Here is a 25,200-nt window from a genome sequence, read left to right on the forward strand (position 1 = left end):
GCATGGCTGTGACCCTGGCCATGTTGCTGGACTGATTTGTGGATGCCCGGCCTGAAGGCCCGGCACCCAAGTCATCTAAAAAATACTCAACAACCTAGCCACAGCCATGATCAAACAAGCTCTCATTTCCGTCTCCGATAAAACCGGCGTACTGGACTTTGCCCGCGCCCTGTCCGCGATGGGTGTCAATATCCTGTCGACCGGCGGCACCGCCAAGCTGCTCGCTGATAACGGCGTGCCCGTGACCGAAGTCGCCGATTACACCGGCTTCCCGGAGATGCTGGATGGCCGCGTGAAAACGCTGCACCCGAAAGTGCACGGCGGCATCCTGGCGCGCCGCGACTTCCCGGAGCACATGGCCAAGCTGGAAGAGCACAACATCCCGACCATCGACATGGTGGTGGTGAACCTGTACCCGTTCCAGGCGACGGTAGCGAAAGACACTTGCTCGCTGGATGACGCGATCGAGAACATCGACATCGGCGGCCCGGCCATGCTGCGTTCGTCGGCCAAGAACCACAAGGACGTCGTCGTGATCTGCGATCCGTCCGACTACGGCGTGGTGCTGGCGGAAATGAAGACCACCGACAATGCTCCTGGCTACGTCAGCTATGAAACCCGCTTCATGCTGGCGAAAAAAGTCTATGCGCACACCGCGCAGTACGACGGCGCCATCGCCAACTACCTGTCGAGCCTGGGCCCGGACCGTGCGCACGCGACCCGTTCGTCGTACCCGAACACCCTGAACGTGCACTTTGAAAAAGTGCAAGACATGCGCTACGGCGAAAACCCGCACCAGTCCGCCGCGTTCTACCGCGACCTGTCGCCGGTAGTGGGCGCGCTGGCCAACTACAAGCAGCTGCAAGGCAAGGAACTGTCGTTCAACAATATCGCCGACGCAGATGCCGCGTGGGAATGCGTGAAATCCATGGGCGGTTTCGACCAGCCTGCCGCCTGCGTCATCATCAAGCACGCCAACCCGTGCGGCGTGGCGCTGGGCGTCAATGCCGCCGATGCGTACAAGCGCGCGCTGCAAACCGACCCGACCTCGGCCTTCGGCGGCATCATTGCCTTCAACGTGGAAGTGGACGCGGCCGCCGCGACCGAACTGGCGAAACTGTTCGTCGAAGTGCTGATCGCACCGTCGTTCTCGGCTGACGCAAAACAAATCCTGTCGGCCAAACAAAACGTCCGTCTGCTGGAAATCCCGCTGGGCGACGGCGTCAACGGCATGGACTTCAAACGCGTCGGCGGCGGCCTGCTGGTGCAATCGGCGGACGCGAAAAACGTCTTGCTGGCCGACCTGAAAGTCGTGACCAAGCTGCAGCCAACCCCGCAACAATTGCAAGACCTGATGTTCGCGTGGCGCGTGGCCAAGTACGTGAAGTCGAACGCGATCGTCTTCTGCGGCAATAACATGACCCTGGGCGTGGGCGCCGGCCAGATGAGCCGTATCGATTCGGCCCGTATCGCTTCCATCAAGGCGCAAAACGCCGGCCTGACCCTGGCCGGTTCCGCCGTGGCGTCGGACGCGTTCTTCCCGTTCCGCGACGGCCTCGATGTCGTGGTCGATGCGGGCGCGACTTGCGTGATCCAGCCGGGCGGCTCGATGCGCGACCAGGAAGTCATCGACGCGGCCGACGAGCGCGGCGTGGTGATGCTGTACACCGGCACCCGTCACTTCCGTCATTAATCGTCACGTAGTTCCATAAACAGTGCGGCGTCCTCACTTGGGGACGCCGCACTGTTTTTATATACAGGGTTCAATCATCCCGGGTACAATCCCGGGATGATTATCCTCGGCATCGACCCCGGTTTGCGCACCACCGGCTTTGGCGTTATCCACAAGCACGGCCACAAATTGCGCTACATCGCTTCCGGCACCATCAAGAGTGGCGAAGGGGAATTGCCTGCGCGTTTGAAGATCATCCTGGATGGTGTGGCCGAAGTGGCCGCCACCTACAAACCGGACTGCGCGGCGATCGAAAAAGTCTTCGTCAACGTCAATCCGCACTCCACGCTGTTGCTGGGGCAGGCCCGTGGCGCCGCCATTTGCGCGCTGGTCAGCCAGGGCTTGCCGGTCGCGGAATATTCTCCCACCCAATTGAAACAAGCCGTGGTCGGCACCGGCCGCGCCGCCAAGTCGCAGGTGCAGGACATGGTGGCGCGCCTGCTGGCGCTGCCCGGGCTGCCCGGCACCGATGCGGCCGACGCGCTCGGTGTGGCGATTTGCCATGCGCACAGCCAGGACTTGGTGGCGCTTGCGGGCGCGGCGCACGCGCTGCAAATCCTGCAAGGGTCCAAGCCCGCACGGCGCAGCTTGCGCGCGGTCGCGGCCGGCATCGCCAATGATCCGGTCGTGCCGGTTGCCGCCAAGCGCACAGTGCGTGGCGCCGCACCGGCCGCAGCGACGCCGTCGCCGGCTTCATCCGCCACGGCCACCACCGCCATCGACCTGGGCGCGCTGCGCATGCGGCGCGGCCGCCTGGTCGGCTGAACTCACTTTTACTGAAAGACATTATGATCGGGCGTCTCTCCGGCATCCTGCTTGAAAAAAATCCTCCGCAATTGCTGGTTGACGTGGCCGGCGTCGGCTATGAAGTCGATGTGCCGATGAGCACGTTTTACAACCTGCCCGGCGTGGGCGAGAAGGTGGTGTTGTTCACGCACCAGGCGATCCGCGAAGATGCGCATTTGCTGTTCGGCTTTGGCAATGCGGAAGAGCGCGCGGTGTTCCGCCAGTTGATCAAGATTTCCGGCGTCGGTGCGCGCACCGCGCTGTCGATTTTGTCCGGCATGTCGATTGCGGATTTGTCGCAGGCGGTCACGTTGCAGGAATCGGGCCGCCTGGTGAAAGTGCCCGGGATCGGCAAGAAGACGGCCGAGCGCCTGTTGCTGGAACTGAAGGGCAAGCTGGGGGCGGATATCGGCGCCACCGGCGGCGTCCATGCGGCGCCCGATGCGCAAACCGATATCCTGAACGCGCTGCTGGCATTGGGGTATTCTGACAAGGAAGCATTGCTGGCGCTGAAAAAGGTGCCGGCCGATGCCGGCGTCTCGGACGGCATCAAGCTGGCGCTGAAGGCGCTCTCCAAAGGATAATGACAGGCATCCCGCGTGAGCGGAACCATGCGGCGCCGGCGTTGTGCTGGCCACACCCGGACCATTGAGGCATGAGCATTCAAACTGACAATTTCACCGAGCAGCGCATTATCGACGCGGCTCCTTCGTCGCCGAACGAGGAAGCCATCGAACGCGCGCTGCGCCCCAAGCTGCTGGACGAATATGTCGGGCAGTCGAAAATCCGCGACCAGCTGGAAATCTTCATTTCCGCCGCCCGCAAGCGCAAGGAAGCGCTGGACCACACCTTGCTGTTCGGTCCCCCGGGCCTGGGTAAAACCACCCTGGCCAACATCATCGCGCGCGAAATGGGTGTGAATATGCGTCAGACCTCGGGCCCGGTGCTGGAACGTCCCGGCGACCTGGCCGCGCTGTTGACGAACCTGGAAGCCAACGATGTGCTGTTCATCGATGAAATCCACCGCCTCTCGCCCGTGGTCGAGGAAATCCTGTATCCGGCGCTGGAAGACTACCAGATCGACATCATGATCGGCGAGGGCCCGGCGGCCCGTTCAGTGAAGCTCGATTTGCAGCCGTTTACGCTGGTTGGCGCCACCACCCGCGCCGGCATGCTGACCAACCCGCTGCGCGACCGCTTTGGCATCGTGGCGCGGCTGGAGTTTTATACGGTGCCGGAACTGACCAAGATCGTCACCCGCAGCGCCGCGTTGCTGAAAGCGTCGATCGCGCCGGAGGGGGCGGCGGAAATCGCGCGCCGCGCACGGGGCACGCCGCGTATCGCCAACCGTTTGCTGCGCCGCGTGCGCGACTATGCGGAAGTCAAAGGCAACGGCGACATCACCCAGCAAATCGCCGCCGATGCGCTGGTGATGCTCGATGTCGACACGGTCGGCTTCGATGTCATGGACCGCAAGCTGCTCGAAGCGGTCTTGTATAAGTTCGGCGGCGGCCCGGTCGGCGTCGGCAACCTGTCGGCCGCCATCGGCGAGGCGGCCGATACGATTGAAGACGTGCTGGAACCGTATTTGATCCAGCAAGGCTATCTGCAGCGCACGCCGCGCGGGCGCGTCGCCACACCGGCCGCTTACCGGCATTTCGGCGCCACGCCGCCGCGCACCAGTCCAAACGGAGAACTGTGGGATGACCTGTGATGTTGAGGCTTAATGTAAAACGGGCTGTGAAGCGCGCCGCCGCCGCAGGGCTGGCGGCGGCGATGGCGGCGCACGCGCAATCGGCGGTGCCGGTGTATGGCTACACGGTGAAAAAAGCGTATCCGCACGATAGCGCCGCGTTTACGCAAGGCTTGTTTTTCCAGGATGGGTTTTTATACGAGAGTACCGGCCTGAATGGCCGCTCGTCGGTGCGGCGGGTGGAGCTGGAATCGGGCAAGGTCCTGCAAAAGCGCGAACTCCCGCAGCAGTATTTCGGCGAAGGCATCGCACCGATGGGCGGCGATATCGTGGCGCTGACCTGGACCACGCAGACTGGTTTTATCTTCGACGCCAAGACCTTCGCCCTGAAGCAGACCTTCAATTATCCCGGCGAAGGCTGGGCCCTGACCACCGATGGCGAGCGCCTGTATATGAGCGACGGGACGCCGTACATCCGCGTGCTCGACGGGAAAACCCTGGGCCAGACGCGCCGCATCCGCGTGACCAGCGATGGCGTCCCGCTCGAGCAGATCAATGAACTGGAATGGGTGGAAGGCGAGATTTACGCCAACATCTGGCAGACCGACCGCATCGCCCGCATCGATCCGTTCAGCGGCAGGGTGATCGGCTGGATCGACCTGTCCGGCCTGGCCGCGCAGGCCAATATCGTGCCGGGCGCCGATAACGTGTTGAACGGCATCGCCTACGACAGCAAGGCGCGGCGCCTGTTCGTCACCGGCAAGCTGTGGCCGAAGGTGTTTGAGATTGAGGTAAAGAAGAAGTAAGCCGGGTGGGGCTGCCCGGCTCGACGGCGCGGACTTACTGGCCTGCCTGCTTGCGGCGGCGCGCCACAGCAAGCATGCCCAGGCCCATCGCCATGGTGGCCAGCGTGGCTGGTTCAGGGACTTGCTGAATGGCGCTCAGGAAAGCGCCGATTCGGATGTTTTGCCCTGTAATGGCATCGTGGAAGTTCAAGTTCAGACCCGCATAATTCGGATGTGCGAATGAGGGCAGCGCAAGGGAGGTATCAGTGAACATATCCCCGCTATAGTTATACATGCCAATGATGGCCTGTTCCGACGCGCCGTTGTAGCTCACGATATTCCACAAATCGTAGCCATTGGTATAAGCAGAGTTATTGAAGATGGAAATGCTGGTCCAAGCGCCAGAATGTCCTTTGAAGACGTGGCCGCCCTCAAAAATCAGGCGCAAGCCCTTGGCATGATAGAGTGCGCTGTTGGCATCGCCGACTGCACCTTCTCCAGCGTAGGGCGTATCGGAATCGTAGCTAAGCGCGCCAACAAGTTTTTCCCCCCAATTGATCAGGTCACCGCCGAACATAGCGGATTGTGGGTCAGATTCGATGGCGCTGCCATCCTGCTGGTAATCCCAGATATGGATCGAATCGACTTTCGCAGTGAATTGGAGATTGATGACCGACGCCTGTACCGGTGCGGACAGTGCCAAGAGGCACAGCAGGGAACTCAAGCTTTTCTTCATGACTTGCTTATTTGTAATTAACAAAACGCAAGTAAATCATTAAACCAGGTAAATTGTCTATACCTTCGAGCAATATTATTGTATTTAAATCATTGTGGATATGGCCACACGGCCATATCCATCCGGCAAAGATTTAGCAGACCTTGTGCATCCAGCCGTGCGTATCCGGCGTGGTGCCGTGCTGGATCCCAAGCAGGGCGTCGCGCAGCGCCATCGTGACCGGGCCGTTTTCACCATTGTTGATGGTGAAGTTGTAGCCCTTGGCTTTCACGTGGCCGACCGGTGTGATGACGGCGGCGGTGCCGCACGCGAAGACTTCGGTCATGCGGCCGCTGGCGACGTCGTCGCGCCATTGCTGGGCCGTCAGTTTCACTTCGCGTGATTCGTAGCCCAGGTCTTTCGCCACTTGCAGCAGGCTGCGGCGGGTCACGCCTGGCAGCAGGGTGCCGGTCAGTTCCGGCGTCACGATCACCGGCTTGCCGTTTTCCGTGTAGACGAAGAACAGGTTCATGCCGCCCATTTCTTCGATGTACGAACGCTGCACGGCGTCCAGCCACACCACCTGGTCGCAGCCTTCATCTTGCGCCTGGGCTTGCGCCAGCAGGCTGGCCGCGTAGTTGCCGGCGCATTTGGCTTCACCGGTGCCGCCTGGCGCCGCGCGCACATAGTCTTCGCTGATCCACACGGTGACCGGCTTCACGCCTTGCGGGAAGTAGGCGCCCGCAGGCGAGGCGATCATGACGAACAAGTATTCTTTCGATGGACGCACGCCCAGGAACGCGTCGGTCGCGATCATGAATGGACGCAGGTACAGGCTCTCGCCGACGTTTTTCGGCACCCAGCCTTTGTCGATGTTGATCAGCGCATCGGCGGCTTTCATGAACAGTTCCACTGGCAGGGCCGGCATCGCCAGGCGGGCCGCGCTGCGGTTGAAGCGCTCGGCATTGGCTTCCGGGCGGAAGGTGCCGATCGAGCCGTCCGGCTGCATGAACGCCTTGAAGCCTTCAAAGATGGCCTGGCCGTAGTGCAGCACCGATGCCGATGGCGCCAGGGTCAGCGGGCCATAGGGCTTCACTTCACCCTGCTGCCAAGCGCCATCCTTGTAGGCGATGGTCACCATGTGGTCGGTGAACAGTTTGCCGAAACCTGGCGAGGCCATCAGCTTTTCGCGTTCGGCGGCGGGCAGGGCATGGGTGGATGGCTGAATCAGGATGTCTGGAGTGCTCATGGATGGTGTCTAAGTGTGGCGGCCATGTTGCGGCCGGTTGGCAATCCCACGATTCTATCAAAGTTGCAGCCCCAGGACGTAACGGCGTCGCCGTTGACCGGCTGCGCCACGCGTGTCACACACTGCGCCGATCCGGTACAGCTTGTTGCATTTTGCCGCACGACACCGCCGCGCAACCCGCAGGGCGCGGGCCAAAGAGGGCAGGCACGCAAGTTGCCTTGGTTAAGTGGAGCGCGCCGGGAATCCGTCCCTGCCGCTCAACCCACGATAACCAAGGAGACGATCATGCAATGGACCAAACCTGAATATACCGACCTGCGCTTCGGTTTTGAAATCACGATGTACATCCTGAACCGCTGATCCGGACTGCGGGAGCTGCCATGAAAATCCTGGTACTCGGTTCTTCGGCTGGCGGCGGCTACCCGCAGTGGAACTGCAATTGCCGCCAGTGTGACGGCGTACGGCGCGGCACGATCAACAGCCGTGCGCGTACGCAGTCATCGATTGCGATTTCCGCCGATGGCAAGGACTGGCTGCTGGTCAATGCGTCGCCCGACATTCTCACGCAACTGAAAGCCAATCCGGCGCTGCAGCCGGCGCCGGGGTTGCCTTGCACTGTGCGCGGCAGCGGCATTGCCGCCGTGCTGCTGATGGATGCGCAAGTCGACCACGTGACGGGACTGATGATGTTGCGCGAAGGGCCGCGCTTGCCACTGTATTGCAGCGCCGACGTGCAGGGCGATTTAACGTCGGGCCTGCCGCTGCTGACGGTGCTGGAGCACTATTGCGGAGTGGACTGGCGTGCCATCCCGGTTGCGGCCGGCGAGCGGCAATCGTTCACCATCCCGCAACTCAATGGCGTGCGCTTCACGGCGCTGCCGCTGCACAGCAATGCGCCACCCTATTCGCCACGGCGCGACCAGCCCGCGCCCGGCGACAACATCGGCTTGCTGGTGCATGACATGGTCAGCGGCAAGCGGCTGTTTTATGCGCCGGGACTGGGCCGCGTCGACCCGCTGGTGTGGGAAGCCATGATCGAAGCCGATTGCCTGCTGGTCGATGGCACGTTCTGGACCGAGGATGAAATGGTGGCGCATGGCTTTTCCGCCAAAGGGGCGTCGGCCATGGGCCATTTGCCGCAATCGGGCGGCGGCGGCATGCTCGATGTGCTGGCCGGCCTGCCGACATCGGCCAGCCGGCGCAAGATCCTCATCCACATCAATAACACCAATCCCATCCTCGATGAAAACAGCCCCGAGCGCGGCGTGCTGCGCGCGCAGGGTGTCGAGGTGGCGTATGACGGCATGGAGATAGTATTGTGACCACTTTCACTGAACGCTTGCTGGCCAAGGGCGACCGCTACCACATTCACCATCCGTTCAACGTGCGGATGCAGCAGGGGTTGCTGAATCCGGACCAGATCCGCGGCTGGGTCGCCAACCGGTTTTACTACCAGGTTTGCATTCCGCAGAAAGACGCCGCCATCCTCGCCAATTGCCCCGACCGCGCCACGCGCCGCCGCTGGCGCCAGCGCATCGTCGACCACGATGGCGATGACACGCACGAAGGCGGGATCGAAGCGTGGGTGCGCCTCGGGGTGGCGGTGGGCCTGACGCGCGACGAACTGTGGTCGCAGCGCCATGTGTTGCCGGGTGTGCGCTTTGCGGTCGATGCGTATGTGAATTTCGCGCGGCAGGCGCCATGGCAGGAAGCCGTGTGCTCGTCGCTGACGGAAATGTTTGCGCCGAAAATCCACCAGGACAGGCTGGCCAGCTGGCCGCAACATTACCCGTGGATCGAGCCGGATGGCTTGCACTACTTCCGCAGCCGCATTGCACTGGCCGAGCGCGATGTCGAGCACGGGCTGGAAACCACGCTGGCGTATTTCGTCACGCCGGAGCAGCAGGCGCGCGCGCTCGACATCCTGCAATTCAAGCTCGACGTGCTGTGGTCGATGATGGACGCGATTGAACTGGCCTATGGCTGACAAGGAGAATGCGATGCCAACCCCACACTCCCATCCCCGCCTGGCCCGTTTGTTCCGCCTGCAATGGGAACCCGCGCAAGATGCCTATGTGCTGCTGTACCCGGAAGGCATGGTCAAACTCAATCGCAGCGCCGCGGAAATCCTCAAGCGCTGCGACGGCAGCCGGCCATTGCCGGAGATTGTCGCGCAGCTGGAAAGCGACTTTGGCGCCACCGGGCTGGCGCCGGATGTCGATGCGTTCATCATCGATGCGCGCCAGCATGGCTGGGTGATCTGACCATGGGCGCCCCGGCCATCCAACCGCCGCTGTGGCTGCTGGCGGAACTGACTTACCGTTGCCCGCTGCATTGCGTGTTTTGCTATAACCCCATCGATTACGTGCGCTGCCGCGACGAACTGTCGACCGAGCAGTGGTTCGGCGTGATGCGCCAGGCGCGCGCACTGGGCGCGGCGCAGCTGGGTTTTTCCGGCGGCGAGCCGCTGTTGCGCGACGACCTGGAGTTGCTGGTGGCGGAAGGGCGGCGCCTGGGGTTCTATACGAATCTGATCACGTCCGGCATCGGGCTGACGGAGGCGCGGCTGCAGGCGCTGCGCGCTGCGGGCCTCGATCACATCCAGCTGTCGTTCCAGGACTCGACACGGGAAATGAACGATTTCCTCAGCAGCACGCGCACCTTCGACTTGAAGGCGAAAGTGGCACGCCTGATCAAGCAATACGAGTACCCGATGGTGCTGAACGTGGTGCTGCACCGCTATAACCTGGACCACATGGAGCGCATCATCGACATGGCGCTGGCGATGGGCGCCGATTACCTGGAGCTGGCCAACACCCAATACTATGGCTGGGGCTTGCTGAACCGCGCGCAATTGATGCCGACCCGCGAACAGGTGGAACACGCGGAAAGCGTAGTGAACCGCTACCGCGAGCGGATCGGCAACCACATGCGCATCCTGTTTGTGGCGCCGGATTACTTCGAGGGCAAACCCAAGGCGTGCATGAATGGCTGGGGTTCGGTGTTCCTGGCGGTGGGCGCCGATGGGGCGGCGCTGCCGTGCCATGCGGCGCGCACCATCCCGGGCATCGATTTCCCCGATGTGCGCGAGCACGGCCTGCGCGAGATCTGGTACGACAGCGATGCGTTCAACCGTTTTCGTGGCGATGCATGGATGAAGGAACCGTGCCGGGCGTGTCCGGATAAAGACAAGGATTATGGTGGTTGCCGTTGCCAGGCGCTGGCGCTGGCGGGCGATGCGGCGGCCGCCGATCCGGTGTGCGAGCGCTCACCGTCCCATGACGTGGTGCGGCAAGTGGTGACACTGGCGCGGCGGCCAGGTGCGGTGGAGGCGCAGCCGCTGGTGTTCCGCAGCGATGCGGAATCCAGGCGGCTGCTGGCGCGGGGGTAATCCCGGGCCGGGATGGGGTTTAATCCTGGCGGACCCAGGTTTGCGTGCGGCCCAGCATCGGCATGCCGATGTAGCCGCGCATTTTCAGTTTCTTGCCGCCATCGGTCAGTTCCAGCTTGCTCTTGTAAACTTTACCGTTGTTCGGGTCCAGGATTTCACCACCCGAATAGGCATCGCCGTCTTTTTTCAGGCCGGTGAGGATCACCATGCCGACCACCGGCTTGTCCTTGCGCGCATCGGTGCATTTGTCGCATTTCGGGTTTTGGTCCTCGTTTGGTGCGCGGAACAGTTTTTCAATCTGGCCTTGCAGAACGCCGTTGCTTTCCGTGATGCGGATCAGGGCTTTCGGCTTGCCGGTTTCGTCATCGATGTTTTGCCACAGGCCAACCGGGGAAACGTCGGTGGCGAATGCAGGGGACAGGGCGGCAACCAGCAGGGCGCCGGCGGTGAGGCGTTTGAACATGTGAGTGTCTCCAAAGAGGGGTTATCGGTGTTATCCGTCCAGTGTAGCAAAACGATCGTGCTATTTCCTAGCCCTAATTAGAAGAATTACTCGGGGCAATAGCGCTCAATAGCTATCGAACCCGGGGCGAACGATAGTATGAAAGGGGCCAGGCCCCAATGAAAAAAGCCGGCGCTGAGGCCGGCTTTTGCTGGGAAGCGTGCGGGATTACGCCGGCAGCTTGGCCAGTTGTTCCTGCATCTTGGCCAGAGTCGCACCGAACGCGGCGACACGTTCTTTTTCTTGCGCGACCACGGCTGCCGGGGCGCGGGCCACGAACGATTCGGACGACAGTTTGCCGGACGCCTTGGCGATTTCGCCTTCCAGGCGCGCGATTTCCTTGGACAGGCGCTCGCGTTCGGCTTTGACGTCGATCTCGACTTTCAGCATCAGCTTGGTGGTGCCTACCACCGACACCGCTGCCGTGGTTTCCGGCAGCGTGTCGACAATCGATACTTCCGACAACTTGCCCAGCGCCTGGATATACGGTGCGAACACCGACATGCGCTCCTTGTCAGCCCCGGATGCTTCGACGATCAGCGGTACGCGCAGCGATGGCGCCAGCTTCATTTCACCGCGCAGGTTACGGGTTGCATCGGTCAGCGCTTTCAGCTCGCCCATCCAGCTTTCCGCCGCTTCGTTGATGTTCGCTGCCACGGCGATCGGGTATGGCTGCGTCATGATCGACTTGCCGGCGCTGTCGCCCTTGCCGGCCATCGGCGCCACGGTCTGCCACAATTCTTCGGTGATGAACGGGATGATCGGGTGCGCCAGGCGCAGCACGACTTCCAGCACGCGCAGCAGCGTGTGGCGGGTGGCGCGCTGCTGGCCTTCGGTGCCGTGTTGCACCTGCACCTTGGCCAGTTCCAGGTACCAGTCGCAGTACTCATCCCACACGAACTTGTAGATCGCGCTGGCGATGTTGTCGAAGCGGTAGTCCTCAAACCCCTTGGCGATTTCCAGCTCGGCCTTTTGCAGCAGCGAGATGATCCACTTGTCCGCTTGCGACAGGTCGGCCTCGTTGGCCGAGCAGTCGTGGCCTTCGGTGTTCATGATGACAAAGCGGGTCGCGTTCCACAGCTTGTTGCCGAAGTTGCGGTAGCCTTCGCAGCGGCCCAGGTCGAAGTTGATGTTGCGGCCCAGCGACGCGTACGACGCCATCGTGAAGCGCACCGCGTCGGTCCCGTAAGCGGCGATGCCTTCCGGGAATTCCTTGCGGGTGGCTTTTTCGATTTTCTCGGCAGCCTTCGGGTTCATCAGGCCGGTGGTGCGTTTTTCCACCAGCGCATCGATGCCGATCCCGTCGATCAGGTCGATCGGATCCAGGGTGTTGCCCTTGGACTTGGACATTTTCTGGCCCTGCGAATCGCGCACCAGGCCGTGCACGTACACGGTGTTGAACGGCACCTTGCCGGTGAAATGCGCGGTCATCATGACCATGCGCGCCACCCAGAAGAAGATGATGTCAAAGCCCGTCACCAGCACGTTCGATGGCAGGAACGCCGACATTTCCGGCGTTTGTTCCGGCCAGCCCAGGGTCGAGAAGGGCACCAGCGCGGACGAGAACCACGTGTCGAGCACGTCGTTGTCGCGGGTCAGCGCGCCGGTGCTGCCGGCGGCGGCGGCTTTGGTTTTGGCTTCTTCTTCGGTGTTCGCCACGAACACATTGCCCTGCTCGTCGTACCAGGCCGGGATTTGATGGCCCCACCACAGTTGGCGCGAAATGCACCAGTCCTGGATATTGTTCAGCCACTGGTTATAGGTGGTGGACCAGTTTTCCGGCACGAACTTGATTTCGCCGGTGGCGACCTTGTCCAGCGCGACTTCGGCGATGGATTTGCCCGGGAAGTGCGTGCCTTCCGGTGCGGCCTTGCTCATGGCGACGAACCACTGGTCGGTCAGCATCGGTTCGATAACGACACCGGTGCGGTCGCCGCGTGGCACCATCAATTTGTGCGGTTTGACTTGTTCCAGCAAGCCTTGTGCTTCCAGGTCGGCGACGATTTGCTTGCGGGCGGCGAAGCGGTCCAGGCCGACGTAGGCGGCAGGCGCCGTGTCGGCGATCTTTGCGTCCAGGGTCAGGATCGACGGCATGTCCAGCTTGTGGCGCTGGCCGACCTGGTAATCGTTGAAGTCGTGCGCCGGCGTGATTTTCACGCAGCCGGTGCCGAATGCCTTGTCGACGTACGAGTCGGCGATGACCGGGATTTCACGGTCGCACAGCGGCAACTTCAGCATCTTGCCGACCAGCGCGGTATAACGCTCGTCGGTCGGATCGACCGCCACGGCAACGTCGCCCAGCATGGTTTCAGGACGGGTGGTGGCGACCGTCAGGTGGCCGCTGCCATCGGCCAGCGGGTACTGGATGTACCACATCGAGCCATCTTCTTCTTCCGACACCACTTCCAGGTCGGATACCGCGGTGCCCAGCACCGGATCCCAGTTGACCAGGCGTTTGCCACGGTAAATCAGGCCCTGTTCAAACAGGCGCACAAACACGTCGGACACGATTTTCGAGCGCGGCTCGTCCATCGTGAAGTATTCGCGGGCCCAGTCCGGCGACGTGCCCATGCGGCGCATCTGGCCGGTGATGGTGGAGCCGGATTTTTCTTTCCACTCCCACACTTTTTCCACGAACTTTTCACGGCCCAGGTCATGGCGCGAAATTTTCTGTGCGTCGAGCTGGCGCTCCACCACGATTTGCGTGGCGATACCGGCGTGGTCGGTGCCGGGAATCCAGGCGGTGTTATGGCCCAGCATGCGATGGTAGCGGGTCAGGCCGTCCATGATGGTCTGGTTGAACGCGTGTCCCATGTGCAAGGTGCCGGTCACGTTCGGTGGCGGCAGCTGGATGCTGAAGGACGGCTTCGACAGGTCGAGGGAAGCGGCAAAATAACCGCGCTTTTCCCACTCGCTGCGCCAGAACTGTTCAATATTGGCAGGCTCGAAAGACTTGGCTAATTCCATGATGTTGGGCGTAGGTTGTATGCAAAATTGTATGCGAAGCGACCATTATAAAGGCGCAATGTGGCCAGTGCATGGGGCTGCCATCGCAGTGCACAATTTTTTTCATCATATAACAGTGTCCAATCTGCAACATTTCACTGCTTGTAAGCGAATTCATCAGTTGTAAGGGAGTGTAAGTACGGATGAGTGCGGGGCTGTTCGGTTGAGTGGCTTTCATATAATGAAGTCATGTTCTCAATGTTTTCATTTTGGAAACATTGAGCCACATTCCCGCAGCTGACAATCATGGAGGCAAAACATGGCTACGATCGATGTCAAGATTTCCCAGGCGGTGATGGACAGCGCCGCACTGGACGGACTGGCGCACGACGAGGGGGCGTTCGACACGGCAATGGATGCGATGGCGTCCGCCATGGCGGGGCTGGCGGGCGATGGGACCAAATTCACGGCCGCAGTGCTGGCGAACGGCACGGTGAAGATTACTTACCCGAACGGCGTGGTGCAGGAATATACCGGCGTGACCCTGGCCAACGCCACGGCCGCCAGTGGCGTCGCCAGCGCCACCGGCATGAAACTCACGGCGCCCGGCGCCGTGTCGATTGAAGCGGCCGGCAAGTTCGAATTCAACTACATGACGCAGCCTGTGTTCAGCATCGATGCGACGGTCGCCGCCATGGACAGCATCAAAGTCACAACCCTGTACGCCACCACGTCGGCCGACTATGACGCGCTGTATGGCAACGTCAGCGCCGAACTCGATGGCCACCTGACCATCAACAAGGATGGCCAGCTGCATGGCAGTTTCAACAGCCTGACGGTGAACGCCGATAAATTCCTGGCCTCGGCCATGATCGAAGGCCGTTTCAACCTGTCCGGCAATCCGGATGCGATAGCCCATCCCGACGCGGTCGGCGCCGTGCCCGATATCTGGCTGAAACCGCCGGTGTCGGATTTCACGCTCGATGGCAAAGCCACGTCACTGGACCTGGAATTCCGCGACGGCAGTTATCTGCGCGGCGATGACCTGGGCGTCATGTTCAACAGTGGCCAGCTCGACGACATGCTGGGACTGGTCCATGGCGCGCTGTCCGGCAGCGATACGATCAATGTGACCTTGCCGGCCGTGCTGCCTGCCCAGATATTGATTGCGTCCGGCGCCGGCGATGACGCGGTGTCCGTGGGGGGCGGTGGCGGCAAGCTCAGCGTATTTGCGGGCGCCGGCAATGACGTGATCACGATGCTGTCCGACCACCACAAGGTCGACGGCGGCACCGGCGCCGATACCGTGGTGTTTGCCGGCAACAAGGCGCAATACACCGTGACCCAGGCCGATGGCAAACTCACCGTGGCCTCGGGCGGCGGGGTCGATGTGCTGACCAATGTCGAGCGCCTGCAATTTGCCGATGGCGCCGTGGCGTATGACATCGACGGCAATGCGGGCCAGGCATGGCGCATGTACCGCGCCGCGTTTGACCGCACACCGGACAACCCGGGCCTGGGCTATTGGATCAAGGCGCTGGACGGCCATGTGACCTTGCACGATCTGGCCGAGAGCTTTATCAAGAGCACGGAATTTGCCCAGCTGTATGGCGACAATCCGTCGAACGCGGCCTTTGTCGCCCGCCTGTATAACAACGTGCTGCACCGCGACGCGGAACAGGCCGGCCTGGATTACTGGGTCGACGTGCTGAACCATGGCGAGGGCCGCGCCAACGTGCTGCTGAACTTCAGCGAAGGCGCGGAAAACCGGGCGCAGGTGATCGGCAGCATCGAGCATGGCTGCGAATACACCCCGTTTGGTTCGTAGGTGCCTGAGACGTGATGTCAGGCTTGCAGCTTGCATGGATCTGTTAAGCCTGTAACACCCGCTGAAACTCTGTCTATTTTTGCAATTTTTTTGATTTACCTGCCGTATCTGTCTACCTTGGTCCGCTCGTATAAACGTATACGTAACAACTGAGGTAACAACCAAGGAGACAGACATGGCAGTTCGCTTCACCACGTTGTTGGCGGCAAGCTTGTTGGCTGGCGCGGCAGGGGCCGCACAGGCCCAGCAGAAGACCTTCTGGATCACTGTGGGCGATGCCGCCTACACGCAATTGAAGAAAGCCGCACCGCAAGCCATCGCGCGCGAAAGCCGCTCGCTGACGGCGCAGGCCGCCACCGCCGGCAAGGCCGCTGCCAAGGAACAGGTGCACCTGGTCGAAGTCGACGAAGACCAGATGCTGAAACTGTCGGCCGCCGTGCACCATGAATTGAAGCGCTGCGGCGGCTTCATGATGCACCGCAGTGAAGCGGAAGGCCTGGCGATCCTGTCGCCGTCGGCCCAGAAAACCACGCTGGCGCCCGTGCTGACCCGTCCTTCGTATGTGCTCGACAACCAGACCCTGATCACGCCGCTGGTGTCGCAGTTGCAGGCCACGAATATCGGCCAGACCATCACCGACATGTCCGCGTTCACCAACCGCTACTACACCACCACGGCTGGTGTGAATGCGTCGGACTGGCTGAAAAACAAGTGGACCACGATGGCGGCCGGCCGCAGCGATATCAGCGTGTCGCAATTTACCCATAGCGGCTATCCGCAAAAATCCGTGATCTTGACCATCAACGGCACCGACAACGGCAATGAAGTCGTGGTGCTGGGCGCCCACCTCGATTCCATTGTCAGCGGCTCGATGGGCGAAAGCACCCGCGCCCCGGGCGCGGACGATGACGCGTCCGGCGTGGCCAGTCTGACCGAAGCGCTGCGCGTGATGCTGGCGGCAAATTACAAGCCGCGCCGCACCATCAAGTTCATGGGCTACGCGGCGGAAGAAGTGGGTTTGCGCGGGTCGCAGGATATCGCCGTCTGGCACAAGAACAACAACGTCAATGTGGTCGGCGTGATGCAGCTGGACATGACCAACTACAAGGGTTCGGCCAGCGATATCTTTATCTACACCGATTACACCGACAGCCTGCAAAACGATTTCATCGCCAAGCTGGTGCAAACGTACCAGCCGAGCCTGACCATCGCCTATGACCGTTGCGGCTATGGCTGCTCCGACCACGCCTCGTGGACCGGCCAGGGATACTGGGCCTCGCTGCCGTTCGAGGCCTCGTTCAACCAGGACAACCCGAACATCCACACCGTCAACGACACGTTCGCCAGCATGGGCAGCCAGGCCAACCACGCGCTGAAATTTGCGCGTCTGGGCATGACTTATGCGATGGAACTGGGTAGCGATGGCCCCGGCACGCCGCCGCCGGCCGACAAGGTGGAAACCTTCACCGGTTCGCTGACCGTCAACCAGAAGCGCACCTTCGGTCCGTTCAAGGCAACCACCGGCACGTTCAAAGTGGCGACCACCGGCACCGGCGACGTCGACCTGTATGCGCGCAAGACCACGGCGCCGACCACCACCTCGTATGACTGCAAGTCGGACGGTTCGTCGGCAACGGAAACCTGCTCGATCAACATGACGGCCAATGGCGATGTCTATGTGTTGTTGAACGGCTACACCGCGTCGAGCTACACGCTGACGGTCACTTACAAGCCACAAACGCCATAATCGTTAGTTCGTCAGCTATATGTGACATTTACGCCATGCGGCGGCGGGCGGATGTATAATCCGCTCGCTGTCCGCAAGGGCAGCACACGCTAGGGGTCCTGCGTTGCGCATTCGAATGCGTAACTGTGGGTGAGAAATACCCTCCGAACCTGATCTGGATAATGCCAGCGAAGGGAAGCTTTAGGCTCGCTCCACCAGTCCGTCCGATTGGTGTTCCGCCGAATCTCCTTTGCTGGCTCCTGTAGAGCTACTGAAGGAGCCAAATGAACGCCAACGCCAAATTCCTGTCCGCCACTGCTGAAGTGGACAGCGCCGCCGTCGCACCACTGCCGAATTCCCGCAAGATCTATGTTGAAGGCAGCCGCCCTGACATCCAGGTGCCGATGCGCGAAATTTCGCAATCCGATACCTCCGCGTCGTTTGGCCATGAAGTCAATCCGCCGATTTACGTGTATGACACGTCCGGCGTGTACACCGATCCGCTTGCTGCAATCGATATCCGTTCCGGCTTGCCGACCCCGCGCACGCCATGGATCGCCGAGCGCGACGACACCGAAGAACTGGCCGGCCCAACCTCCGACTACGGCCAGGCGCGCCTGGACGATGAAAAGCTGGCCGAACTGCGCTTCAACCTGTCCCGCAAGCCGCGCCGCGCCAAAGCAGGCGCCAACGTGTCGCAGATGCACTATGCCCGCAAAGGCATCGTGACGCCGGAAATGGAATACGTGGCGATCCGCGAAAACATGCGCCGCAAGGAATACCTGGCCGAGCTGCGCGCCGCCGGTCCGCTGGGCGAACGCATGGCCGACATGATGGGCCGCCAGCACCCGGGCTTCAACTATGGCGCCAATATCCAGGCGGAGATCACGCCGGAATTCGTGCGCGAGGAAATCGCCCGTGGCCGCGCCATCATCCCCGCCAATATCAACCACCCGGAAATCGAGCCGATGATCATTGGCCGCAACTTCCTGGTGAAGATCAACGGCAATATCGGCAATTCCGCCGTGACGTCGTCGATCAGTGAAGAAGTCGACAAACTGACATGGGCGATCCGCTGGGGCGGCGACACCGTGATGGACCTGTCCACCGGCAAGCACATCCACGAAACCCGCGAATGGATCATCCGCAACAGCCCGGTGCCGATCGGCACCGTGCCGATTTACCAGGCGCTGGAAAAGGTCAACGGCAAGGCCGAAGACCTGACCTGGGAAATCTTCCGCGATACCCTGATCGAACAGGCCGAGCAGGGCGTCGATTACTTCACCATCCACGCCGGCGTGCTGCTGCGCTATGTGCCGATGACGGCCAAGCGCCTGACCGGCATCGTGTCGCGCGGTGGTTCGATCATGGCGAAGTGGTGCCTGGCGCACCACAAGGAAAACTTCCTGTACACGCACTTCGAAGACATTTGCCAGATCATGAAGCAGTACGACGTGTCGTTCTCGCTGGGTGACGGCTTGCGTCCGGGTTCCGTGTATGACGCCAACGACGAGGCACAACTGGGTGAATTGAAAACCCTGGGCGAACTGACGCAGATCGCCTGGAAACATGACGTGCAGGTGATGATCGAAGGCCCTGGCCACGTGCCAATGCAGCTGATCAAGGAAAACATGGACTTGCAGCTGGAACAGTGCGATGAAGCGCCGTTCTACACGCTGGGCCCGCTGACCACCGACATCGCGCCGGGCTACGACCACATCACGTCCGGCATCGGCGCCGCGCAAATCGGCTGGTACGGTTGCGCCATGCTGTGCTACGTGACGCCGAAAGAGCACCTGGGCTTGCCGAACAAGGATGACGTCAAGGAAGGCATCATCACCTACAAGATCGCCGCCCACGCGGCCGACCTGGCGAAAGGCCATCCGGGCGCGCAAATCCGCGACAACGCCTTGTCCAAGGCACGCTTTGAATTCCGTTGGGAAGACCAGTTCAACCTGGGCCTGGACCCGGACAAGGCGCGCTCGTTCCACGACGAGACCTTGCCAAAGGATTCAGCCAAGGTCGCGCACTTTTGCTCGATGTGCGGCCCGCACTTCTGCTCGATGAAGATCACGCAGGATGTGCGCGAGTACGCGGCGTCCGGCATGCAGGAAAAGGCGATTGAGTTCGTCAAGGGTGGCTCCCAGCTGTACAGCAAGGCGTAACGGGGCCATTGCCATGATTCAGATTGAACTGAACGGCGAATCCCGTACGGTGGCGCCGGCGCAGACTTTGCAGTCGCTGGTGGAAGAGCTGGGCATTGCGCACCAGGCGCTGGCGCTGGCCGTCAACCGCACGGTGGTGCCGCGCCAGGGCTGGCCGGCGCACGCATTGCAGGCGCAAGACAAAGTCGACATCGTGCGGGCGATCGGCGGCGGTTGATCTCCGTTGCGCGCGCGTCGCGTAGGGCGGCTTTGACAAAGCCGCCGTGCTGGCGCCGCCGCACGGCATGCGTGGCGGGTTCACGGAACCCGCCCTACGTGATCACCGCCGCGATACAAAAAAACTGGAGAATTCAACAATGCGTGACCAACACCAAGACCTGCTCACCATCGCAGGCAAGACCTACAAATCCCGCCTGCTGGTCGGCAGCGGCAAATACAAAGACTTGCAACAGACCCGCGACGCCACCCTGGCCGCGGAGGCCGACATCATCACGGTGGCGATCCGCCGCGTGAATATCGGCCAGGATCCGAACGCGCCCAGCCTGCTGGACGTGGTGCCGCCGTCCGAGTTCACCATCCTGCCCAACACGGCCGGCTGCTACAACGCGAAGGATGCGGTGTACACCCTGCAAATGGCGCGTGAACTGTTGAACGGCCACAAACTGGTGAAGCTGGAAGTGCTGGGCGATGAAAAAACGCTGTTCCCGAATATGCCGGAAACCCTGGTGGCCGCCAAAGAGCTGGTCAAGGATGGTTTTGATGTGATGGTGTATTGCAGCGATGATCCGATCCAGGCGCGCATGCTGGAAGACATCGGCGTGGCGGCCGTCATGCCGCTGGCGTCGCTGATTGGTTCCGGCATGGGGATCTTGAATCCGTGGAACCTGTCGCTGATTATCGAGCAATCGAAGGTGCCGGTGCTGGTCGATGCCGGCGTAGGCACGGCGTCGGATGCGGCCATCGCCATGGAACTCGGCTGCGATGGTGTGCTGATGAACACGGCCATTGCCGGCGCCCAGGATCCGATCCGCATGGCGCGCGCCATGAAGCTGGGGGTGCAGGCGGGCCGCGAAGCGTTCCTGGCCGGCCGGATTGCCCGCAAATTCACGGCATCGCCATCGTCGCCGATGGCCGGACGCATGACAGGTCACAGCGCATGACCAGCGAAGCCCGCCAACCTTGCGTGCTGGTGTTTGCCGGCGCCGATCCGTCGGGCGGTGCCGGCATCGCTGCCGATATCCTGGCGATCCATGCGCAAAGCGCCCATGCATTGCCGGTCATCACGGCGCTGACCGTGCAAGACAATAACCGCGTGTACGCCGTGCAACCGGTGGAGCCGGACATGGTGCTGAAGCAGGCGCGCGCGCTGGCGGCGAAAGTCGCCATCCGCGCCGTCAAGATCGGCATCACGGGCAGCGCCGCCAATGCGCAGGCGATTGCGCAAGTCATTACCGAACTGCGCGCCAGCTACCCGGATTTGCCGGTGGTGCTGGACCCGGTGCTGGCGAGCGGCCACGGCGACCTGTTGTCGCGCGATGATGCGGTGCAGGCACTGGCGCCGCTGTTGCCGCTGGCGACCATGATCACACCGAACGGCGTGGAAGCGGCAGCGCTGGCCGGCGCGCCCGCGCAGGCGGTCGACCATGCCCAGTCACGCGACCATGCCCAGTTGCTGCTCGATAAAGGCTGTAAGCATGTCTTGATCACGGGGGGCCATGGCATGGGCGACACCATCATCAACCGCTGGTTCACCCAGGCGCAGGGGCAAAGCTGGAGCTGGCAGCGCCTGCCCGGCGAATTCCATGGCAGCGGCTGCACCCTGGCCGCCACCATTGCCGGTTTGCTGGCGTATGGCTATCCGGTGGCGCAAGCCCTGGTCCGTGCGCAGGGCTACACCCACCGGGCTTTGGCGGCCGCGTATGCGATCGCGCCGGGCCAGTTGATCCCGCAACGTTAATTCAGGAGAGATACGATGCAAGGACTCTATTTGGTCACCCCCAACTGGGATGACACCGTCAAGCTGCTGTCAGTGACGGAACAGGCGCTGTCGGCCGGTGTCGGCATCCTGCAATACCGCCACAAGGATGCCGGTATTGATTTGCGCATCGAACAGGCCACCGCGCTGCAAGAGCTGTGCCGCCGTTACCGCGTGCCCTTCATCATCAACGACCACATCGACCTGGCGCTGCAACTGGATGCCGATGGCGTGCACGTGGGCGGCACCGACACCAAGGTGGCGCAGGTGCGCGCCTTGCTGGGCTCCGGCAAAATCATTGGCGCGTCGTGCTATGGCGATATGCAGCTGGCCATCGATGCCCAGGCGGCCGGCGCCAGCTATGTGGCGTTCGGCGGTTTTTATCCCTCGCTGGTCAAGAAGTATGCCGTGACCACGCAGCCATCGATTATCGATGCGGCGCTGACGCAGGTGGCTTTGCCGAATTGCGTGATCGGCGGCATGACGCCGGAAAATGCGGCGCCGCTGGTGGCGCGCGGCGCCCACATGGTGGCGGCGATTACCAGCGTATACCAGGCCGTCGATCCGGCCGGCGCGGTGCGGGCCTTCAATCTCTTGTTTGAGAGGCAAGGAAATCGCGCACAGGCAGCTTGATTTATCTATAATGGGGCACCCATGCTAGTTAATGTGGGTGCCCGGCCTGAAGGCCCGGCACCCATGCATCATAATGTGGATGCCCGGCCTAAAGGCCCGGCACTCATGCTATATAAAGGTTGCCGACCATGACTGCACCAGCCCCGGCCAAGCGCCTGATCCTCGTTGTCGATGACGACAAACTGCTGGCGGAATTCATTTGCGAAATCCTGCGCCATGCAGGCTATGACACCATGCAAGCCCATGGCGCCGATGAAGCGCTGAAGCTGATTGCGGAACGCGAACCCGACCTGGCCATGCTTGACATCCATATGCCGGGCATGTCCGGCCTGGAACTGGCCAAGCAATTGAACCGCAATACCTCGGTGCCTTTCATGTTCCTGTCCGGCCGCGGCGACAATGACGCCGCCAAGGAAGCGGCCGCCCATGGCGCCGTCGGGTTTGTCGTCAAGCCGGTCGACGAACAGCATTTGATGCCGGCCTTCCGCGCCAGCCTGGCGCGCGCCGATGAAATCCGCCAGTTGCGCCGGACTGAAATGAATTTGAATGCCGCCCTGGCTGCGGGGCGGGAAACCAGCCTGGCCGTGGGCCTGTTGATGTGCAAGTTCCAGACCGACCGCAACACGGCCTTTGAAGTGTTGCGCGACCATGCCCGTTCCAGCCGCCGCAAGATCAATGAAATTGCCGACCAGTTGCTGGCGGCCGAGGAAATGTTGAACAGCTTGCATGTATCGTTCAACGCCCGCCTGAAAAAATAGTCGTTTGTAAAACACAATCGCTGCAATAGATAATTATATTGCGCAACATTGTGTCGAATTGCGCTACACTGTAAATCATACAGCGGGGCCTCGACCCGTCCCCGCTTCCCACTGTGGCCGCCTGTTCCCTGCGCCGCATCTGTTTTTCCCCGGCCCTACTCCGCCGACCCTGCAACCCTGACTGAGACTGATTGCCATACGTGGTCGCATACACGCATCGCATGCGCGTCAGGTTTGCATCAACCCAGCCTATGCCGCAGCCTGCCGGCTGCGGGCGGAGATGACGATGAAAGATACACCTGACATTCAATGTGACGCATACCGCGAAGTCGCTGCAGCTTGCCGTGATGTACCGCGCGTGCTGCACGTGGACGGCGATGGCGATGCCGCACTGGTCCTGGCAACCTTGCTGGTGCCGGAAACCCTGGTCCACCATGCCGCCAGCCTGGCGGAAGCGGTGCGGGCCATCAGTGAACAAGAATTTGCGCTGGTTGTGCTGGATCCCGATTTGCCTGATGGCGACGGCGTCGACCTGCTGCATAACTTGGCCAGACGCTCGGCGCCGCCGGCGGTCTTGCTGTACTCGGCACGCCATCCGGGCTTGCGCACGCCGGCCCATGCCTTCCTGCCGAAGCCCTGGACTTCGCCGCGCCAACTGTGGCGCACGGTTTCCCACATGCTGGGACTGTCGTCCGCATCGCTGCAGGAGTTGCCAATATGAAATTAGCTGATTTGAACAACATCCTGTACGTGGAAGATAATCCGCAGTTGCGCTGTGTTACCAAGATGGCGCTGGAAGTCATCGGCCGCTTCGAAGTGTGCGATTGCGATTCCAGCCGCAGCGGTTTGCTCGATGCGGCGGATTTCTTCCCCGATTTGATCTTGCTGGACGTGGCTTCCTGCAACCGCGACGCGCTGATGACGTTGTCGCAATTGCGCCGGATTGCGCACTTGCGGGATACGCCGGCCATGTTTGTCACGGGGCTGGCGGCTGCGGCGGACGTGGCGCAATACGTGGCGGCCGGCGCGATCGGCATCATTGCCAAACCGTTGGAACCGTTGCGTCTGGCATCGCAGGTGCGCCAGTTGTGGGCCAGCCGTCAGCAATTGCCCGGGGGTTTTGGTTTTACGGCGTCGATGGCGTGTCACGAATAATTGTTCCTTGATAAGATGTGGGACTTTTTCCCACACCAACAGGAACATTTATGAAAACCAAAGCCGCCGTAGCGTGGAAATCAGGTGCGCCGCTGACCATCGAAGAGGTCGAGCTGAGCGGGCCGCGTGAAGGGGAAGTGCTGGTCGAGATCAAGGCGACCGGCATTTGCCATACCGACTACTACACGCTGTCTGGTGCGGATCCTGAAGGTATTTTCCCCGCCATCCTTGGACACGAAGGAGCGGGTGTCGTGGTCGATGTGGGCCCTGGCGTGAAATCCCTGAAAAAGGATGATCACGTCATCCCGCTGTATACGCCGGAATGCCGGCAATGCAAATTCTGCCTGTCGCAAAAGACCAACCTGTGCCAGTCGATCCGCGCCACGCAGGGCAAGGGGCTGATGCCGGACGGCAGCAGCCGCTTTTCCATCGATGGCCAGCCCATTTTCCATTACATGGGCACCTCGACCTTTTCCAATTACATCGTGGTGCCGGAAATCGCGCTGGCGAAAATCCGTTCCGACGCGCCTTTCGATAAAGTCTGTTACATCGGTTGCGGCGTGACCACCGGCGTGGGCGCGGTGCTGTTTACCGCCAAGGTGGAAGCGGGCGCCAATGTGGTGGTGTTTGGCCTCGGCGGCATTGGCCTGAACGTGATCCAGGCGGCGAAGATGGTGGGCGCGGACAAGATTATCGGCGTCGACCTGAATCCGGAACGCGAAGCGATCGCCCGCAAATTCGGCATGACGCACTTCATCAATCCGAACGAGGTCGACAATGTGGTGGACGCCATCATCCAGTTGACCGATGGCGGCGCCGATTACAGCTTTGAGTGCATCGGCAACACCACCACCATGCGCCAGGCGCTGGAGTGCTGCCACAAGGGCTGGGGCCAGTCGATCATCATCGGCGTGGCGGCGGCGGGGCAGGAAATTTCCACTCGTCCATTCCAATTGGTGACGGGCCGGGTCTGGAAAGGGTCCGCGTTCGGCGGCGCGCGCGGCCGCACCGATGTGCCGAAAATCGTCGACTGGTATATGGAAGGCAAACTCAACATTGATGACCTAATCACGCACAAGCTGGCGCTGGACGACATCAATAAAGGGTTTGACTTGATGAAGAGCGGGGAATCGATCCGTTCCGTCGTCATGTATTAATTTT

General features: G+C 61.4%; 24 protein-coding genes, 1 pseudogene and 1 riboswitch. Of the genes and pseudogenes, 21 read left to right on the forward strand and 4 right to left on the reverse strand.

All coding sequences use genetic code 11. The features are described 5' to 3' along the window. Window positions 1–106: 106 nt before the first annotated feature. The 5 genes and pseudogenes from purH to AC1RRC_RS26920 all read left to right on the forward strand — a co-directional run bounded on the left by purH (window position 107) and on the right by AC1RRC_RS26920 (window position 5,017). Window positions 107–1,693: a bifunctional phosphoribosylaminoimidazolecarboxamide formyltransferase/IMP cyclohydrolase gene (gene purH, locus AC1RRC_RS26900; RefSeq protein WP_493058679.1), complete on the forward strand. Its 1,587-nt coding sequence runs from the start codon at window positions 107–109 to the stop codon at window positions 1,691–1,693. 96 nt (window positions 1,694–1,789) lie between these two features. Continuing rightward, window positions 1,790–2,317 (forward strand): annotated as a pseudogene (ruvC, locus tag AC1RRC_RS26905) (crossover junction endodeoxyribonuclease RuvC); the annotation flags it as partial. 203 nt (window positions 2,318–2,520) lie between these two features. After that, window positions 2,521–3,102, forward strand: coding sequence for a Holliday junction branch migration protein RuvA (ruvA, locus tag AC1RRC_RS26910; RefSeq protein ID WP_154375522.1), 582 nt, complete (start codon window positions 2,521–2,523; stop codon window positions 3,100–3,102). Window positions 3,103–3,173: 71 nt separating this feature from the next. Next, window positions 3,174–4,232 (forward strand): Holliday junction branch migration DNA helicase RuvB, encoded by a 1,059-nt coding sequence (gene ruvB, locus AC1RRC_RS26915; RefSeq protein WP_493058680.1) that lies wholly within the window; start codon window positions 3,174–3,176, stop codon window positions 4,230–4,232. Next, complete coding sequence (locus AC1RRC_RS26920) at window positions 4,232–5,017, forward strand: glutaminyl-peptide cyclotransferase (protein ID WP_493058681.1); 786 nt, start codon at window positions 4,232–4,234, stop codon at window positions 5,015–5,017. Before ruvB ends, AC1RRC_RS26920 begins: the two co-directional genes overlap by 1 nt. A gap of 34 nt (window positions 5,018–5,051) precedes the next feature. Here the strand turns inward: AC1RRC_RS26920 and AC1RRC_RS26925 are convergent, their stop codons facing one another. Continuing rightward, window positions 5,052–5,732 (reverse strand): PEP-CTERM sorting domain-containing protein, encoded by a 681-nt coding sequence (locus AC1RRC_RS26925; RefSeq protein WP_493058682.1) that lies wholly within the window; start codon window positions 5,730–5,732, stop codon window positions 5,052–5,054. A gap of 133 nt (window positions 5,733–5,865) precedes the next feature. Continuing rightward, window positions 5,866–6,960 (reverse strand): branched-chain amino acid aminotransferase, encoded by a 1,095-nt coding sequence (locus tag AC1RRC_RS26930; protein ID WP_493058683.1) that lies wholly within the window; start codon window positions 6,958–6,960, stop codon window positions 5,866–5,868. Between the two features lie 285 nt (window positions 6,961–7,245). On the opposite strand from AC1RRC_RS26930, the gene pqqA reads away from it, so the two are divergent. Genes pqqA through pqqE form a run of 5 tightly spaced genes read left to right on the forward strand, consistent with a single transcriptional unit; the run spans window position 7,246 to window position 10,351 of the window. Then, window positions 7,246–7,320 carry a pyrroloquinoline quinone precursor peptide PqqA gene (gene pqqA / locus AC1RRC_RS26935; protein WP_493058802.1) on the forward strand — a complete coding sequence of 25 codons (75 nt, stop codon included), beginning with the start codon at window positions 7,246–7,248 and terminating at the stop codon, window positions 7,318–7,320. A 20-nt stretch (window positions 7,321–7,340) separates the two neighbouring features. Further along, window positions 7,341–8,282, forward strand: a complete 942-nt coding sequence (pqqB, locus tag AC1RRC_RS26940) for a pyrroloquinoline quinone biosynthesis protein PqqB (RefSeq protein ID WP_493058684.1) — start codon at window positions 7,341–7,343, stop codon at window positions 8,280–8,282. Continuing rightward, window positions 8,279–8,947: a pyrroloquinoline-quinone synthase PqqC gene (gene pqqC / locus AC1RRC_RS26945; protein WP_493058685.1), complete on the forward strand. Its 669-nt coding sequence runs from the start codon at window positions 8,279–8,281 to the stop codon at window positions 8,945–8,947. The genes pqqB and pqqC overlap by 4 nt, the downstream gene beginning before the upstream one ends. A 13-nt stretch (window positions 8,948–8,960) precedes the next feature. Beyond that, the gene (gene pqqD / locus AC1RRC_RS26950; RefSeq protein ID WP_493058686.1) at window positions 8,961–9,224 is read left to right on the forward strand and encodes a pyrroloquinoline quinone biosynthesis peptide chaperone PqqD; all 264 of its coding nucleotides are present in this window, start codon (window positions 8,961–8,963) and stop codon (window positions 9,222–9,224) included. A gap of 2 nt (window positions 9,225–9,226) precedes the next feature. Then, window positions 9,227–10,351 (forward strand): pyrroloquinoline quinone biosynthesis protein PqqE, encoded by a 1,125-nt coding sequence (gene pqqE, locus AC1RRC_RS26955; protein WP_493058687.1) that lies wholly within the window; start codon window positions 9,227–9,229, stop codon window positions 10,349–10,351. Window positions 10,352–10,370: 19 nt separating this feature from the next. Here pqqE and AC1RRC_RS26960 read toward each other — a convergent pair whose 3' ends face one another. Both AC1RRC_RS26960 and AC1RRC_RS26965 read right to left on the reverse strand, forming a co-directional pair. Then, window positions 10,371–10,814: a DUF2147 domain-containing protein gene (locus AC1RRC_RS26960; RefSeq protein ID WP_493058688.1), complete on the reverse strand. Its 444-nt coding sequence runs from the start codon at window positions 10,812–10,814 to the stop codon at window positions 10,371–10,373. A gap of 207 nt (window positions 10,815–11,021) precedes the next feature. Next, on the reverse strand, window positions 11,022–13,820 hold the full coding sequence (locus tag AC1RRC_RS26965) for a valine--tRNA ligase (protein ID WP_493058689.1): 2,799 nt from the start codon (window positions 13,818–13,820) through the stop codon (window positions 11,022–11,024). 298 nt (window positions 13,821–14,118) lie between these two features. On the opposite strand from AC1RRC_RS26965, the gene AC1RRC_RS26970 reads away from it, so the two are divergent. The 11 genes from AC1RRC_RS26970 (at window position 14,119) to AC1RRC_RS27020 (ending at window position 25,196) form a co-directional block, all read left to right on the forward strand. Further along, window positions 14,119–15,627: a DUF4214 domain-containing protein gene (locus AC1RRC_RS26970; protein ID WP_493058690.1), complete on the forward strand. Its 1,509-nt coding sequence runs from the start codon at window positions 14,119–14,121 to the stop codon at window positions 15,625–15,627. 175 nt (window positions 15,628–15,802) lie between these two features. Next, window positions 15,803–17,374 (forward strand): M20/M25/M40 family metallo-hydrolase, encoded by a 1,572-nt coding sequence (locus tag AC1RRC_RS26975; protein ID WP_493058691.1) that lies wholly within the window; start codon window positions 15,803–15,805, stop codon window positions 17,372–17,374. An 81-nt stretch (window positions 17,375–17,455) separates the two neighbouring features. Then, window positions 17,456–17,567, forward strand: a riboswitch (TPP riboswitch). 70 nt (window positions 17,568–17,637) lie between these two features. Beyond that, window positions 17,638–19,518, forward strand: coding sequence for a phosphomethylpyrimidine synthase ThiC (thiC, locus tag AC1RRC_RS26980; protein ID WP_493058692.1), 1,881 nt, complete (start codon window positions 17,638–17,640; stop codon window positions 19,516–19,518). A gap of 13 nt (window positions 19,519–19,531) precedes the next feature. After that, the gene (gene thiS / locus AC1RRC_RS26985; RefSeq protein ID WP_493058693.1) at window positions 19,532–19,735 is read left to right on the forward strand and encodes a sulfur carrier protein ThiS; all 204 of its coding nucleotides are present in this window, start codon (window positions 19,532–19,534) and stop codon (window positions 19,733–19,735) included. 139 nt (window positions 19,736–19,874) lie between these two features. Then, the gene (locus AC1RRC_RS26990) at window positions 19,875–20,678 is read left to right on the forward strand and encodes a thiazole synthase (protein ID WP_493058694.1); all 804 of its coding nucleotides are present in this window, start codon (window positions 19,875–19,877) and stop codon (window positions 20,676–20,678) included. Beyond that, on the forward strand, window positions 20,675–21,475 hold the full coding sequence (gene thiD, locus AC1RRC_RS26995; protein ID WP_493058695.1) for a bifunctional hydroxymethylpyrimidine kinase/phosphomethylpyrimidine kinase: 801 nt from the start codon (window positions 20,675–20,677) through the stop codon (window positions 21,473–21,475). Before AC1RRC_RS26990 ends, thiD begins: the two co-directional genes overlap by 4 nt. 15 nt (window positions 21,476–21,490) lie before the next feature. After that, a complete protein-coding gene (gene thiE / locus AC1RRC_RS27000) occupies window positions 21,491–22,126 on the forward strand; it encodes a thiamine phosphate synthase (protein WP_493058696.1) in 636 nt (211 codons plus the stop codon). Window positions 22,127–22,254: 128 nt separating this feature from the next. After that, window positions 22,255–22,884, forward strand: coding sequence for an ANTAR domain-containing response regulator (locus AC1RRC_RS27005; protein ID WP_493058697.1), 630 nt, complete (start codon window positions 22,255–22,257; stop codon window positions 22,882–22,884). Window positions 22,885–23,170: 286 nt separating this feature from the next. Beyond that, window positions 23,171–23,605, forward strand: coding sequence for a response regulator (locus AC1RRC_RS27010; protein WP_493058698.1), 435 nt, complete (start codon window positions 23,171–23,173; stop codon window positions 23,603–23,605). Next, on the forward strand, window positions 23,602–24,039 hold the full coding sequence (locus AC1RRC_RS27015; RefSeq protein WP_493058699.1) for a response regulator: 438 nt from the start codon (window positions 23,602–23,604) through the stop codon (window positions 24,037–24,039). Before AC1RRC_RS27010 ends, AC1RRC_RS27015 begins: the two co-directional genes overlap by 4 nt. A 50-nt stretch (window positions 24,040–24,089) precedes the next feature. Next, window positions 24,090–25,196 (forward strand): S-(hydroxymethyl)glutathione dehydrogenase/class III alcohol dehydrogenase, encoded by a 1,107-nt coding sequence (locus AC1RRC_RS27020; protein WP_493058700.1) that lies wholly within the window; start codon window positions 24,090–24,092, stop codon window positions 25,194–25,196. Window positions 25,197–25,200 lie beyond the last annotated feature (4 nt).

The organism is Pseudoduganella sp. GW821-FHT12E03 (assembly GCF_058807115.1).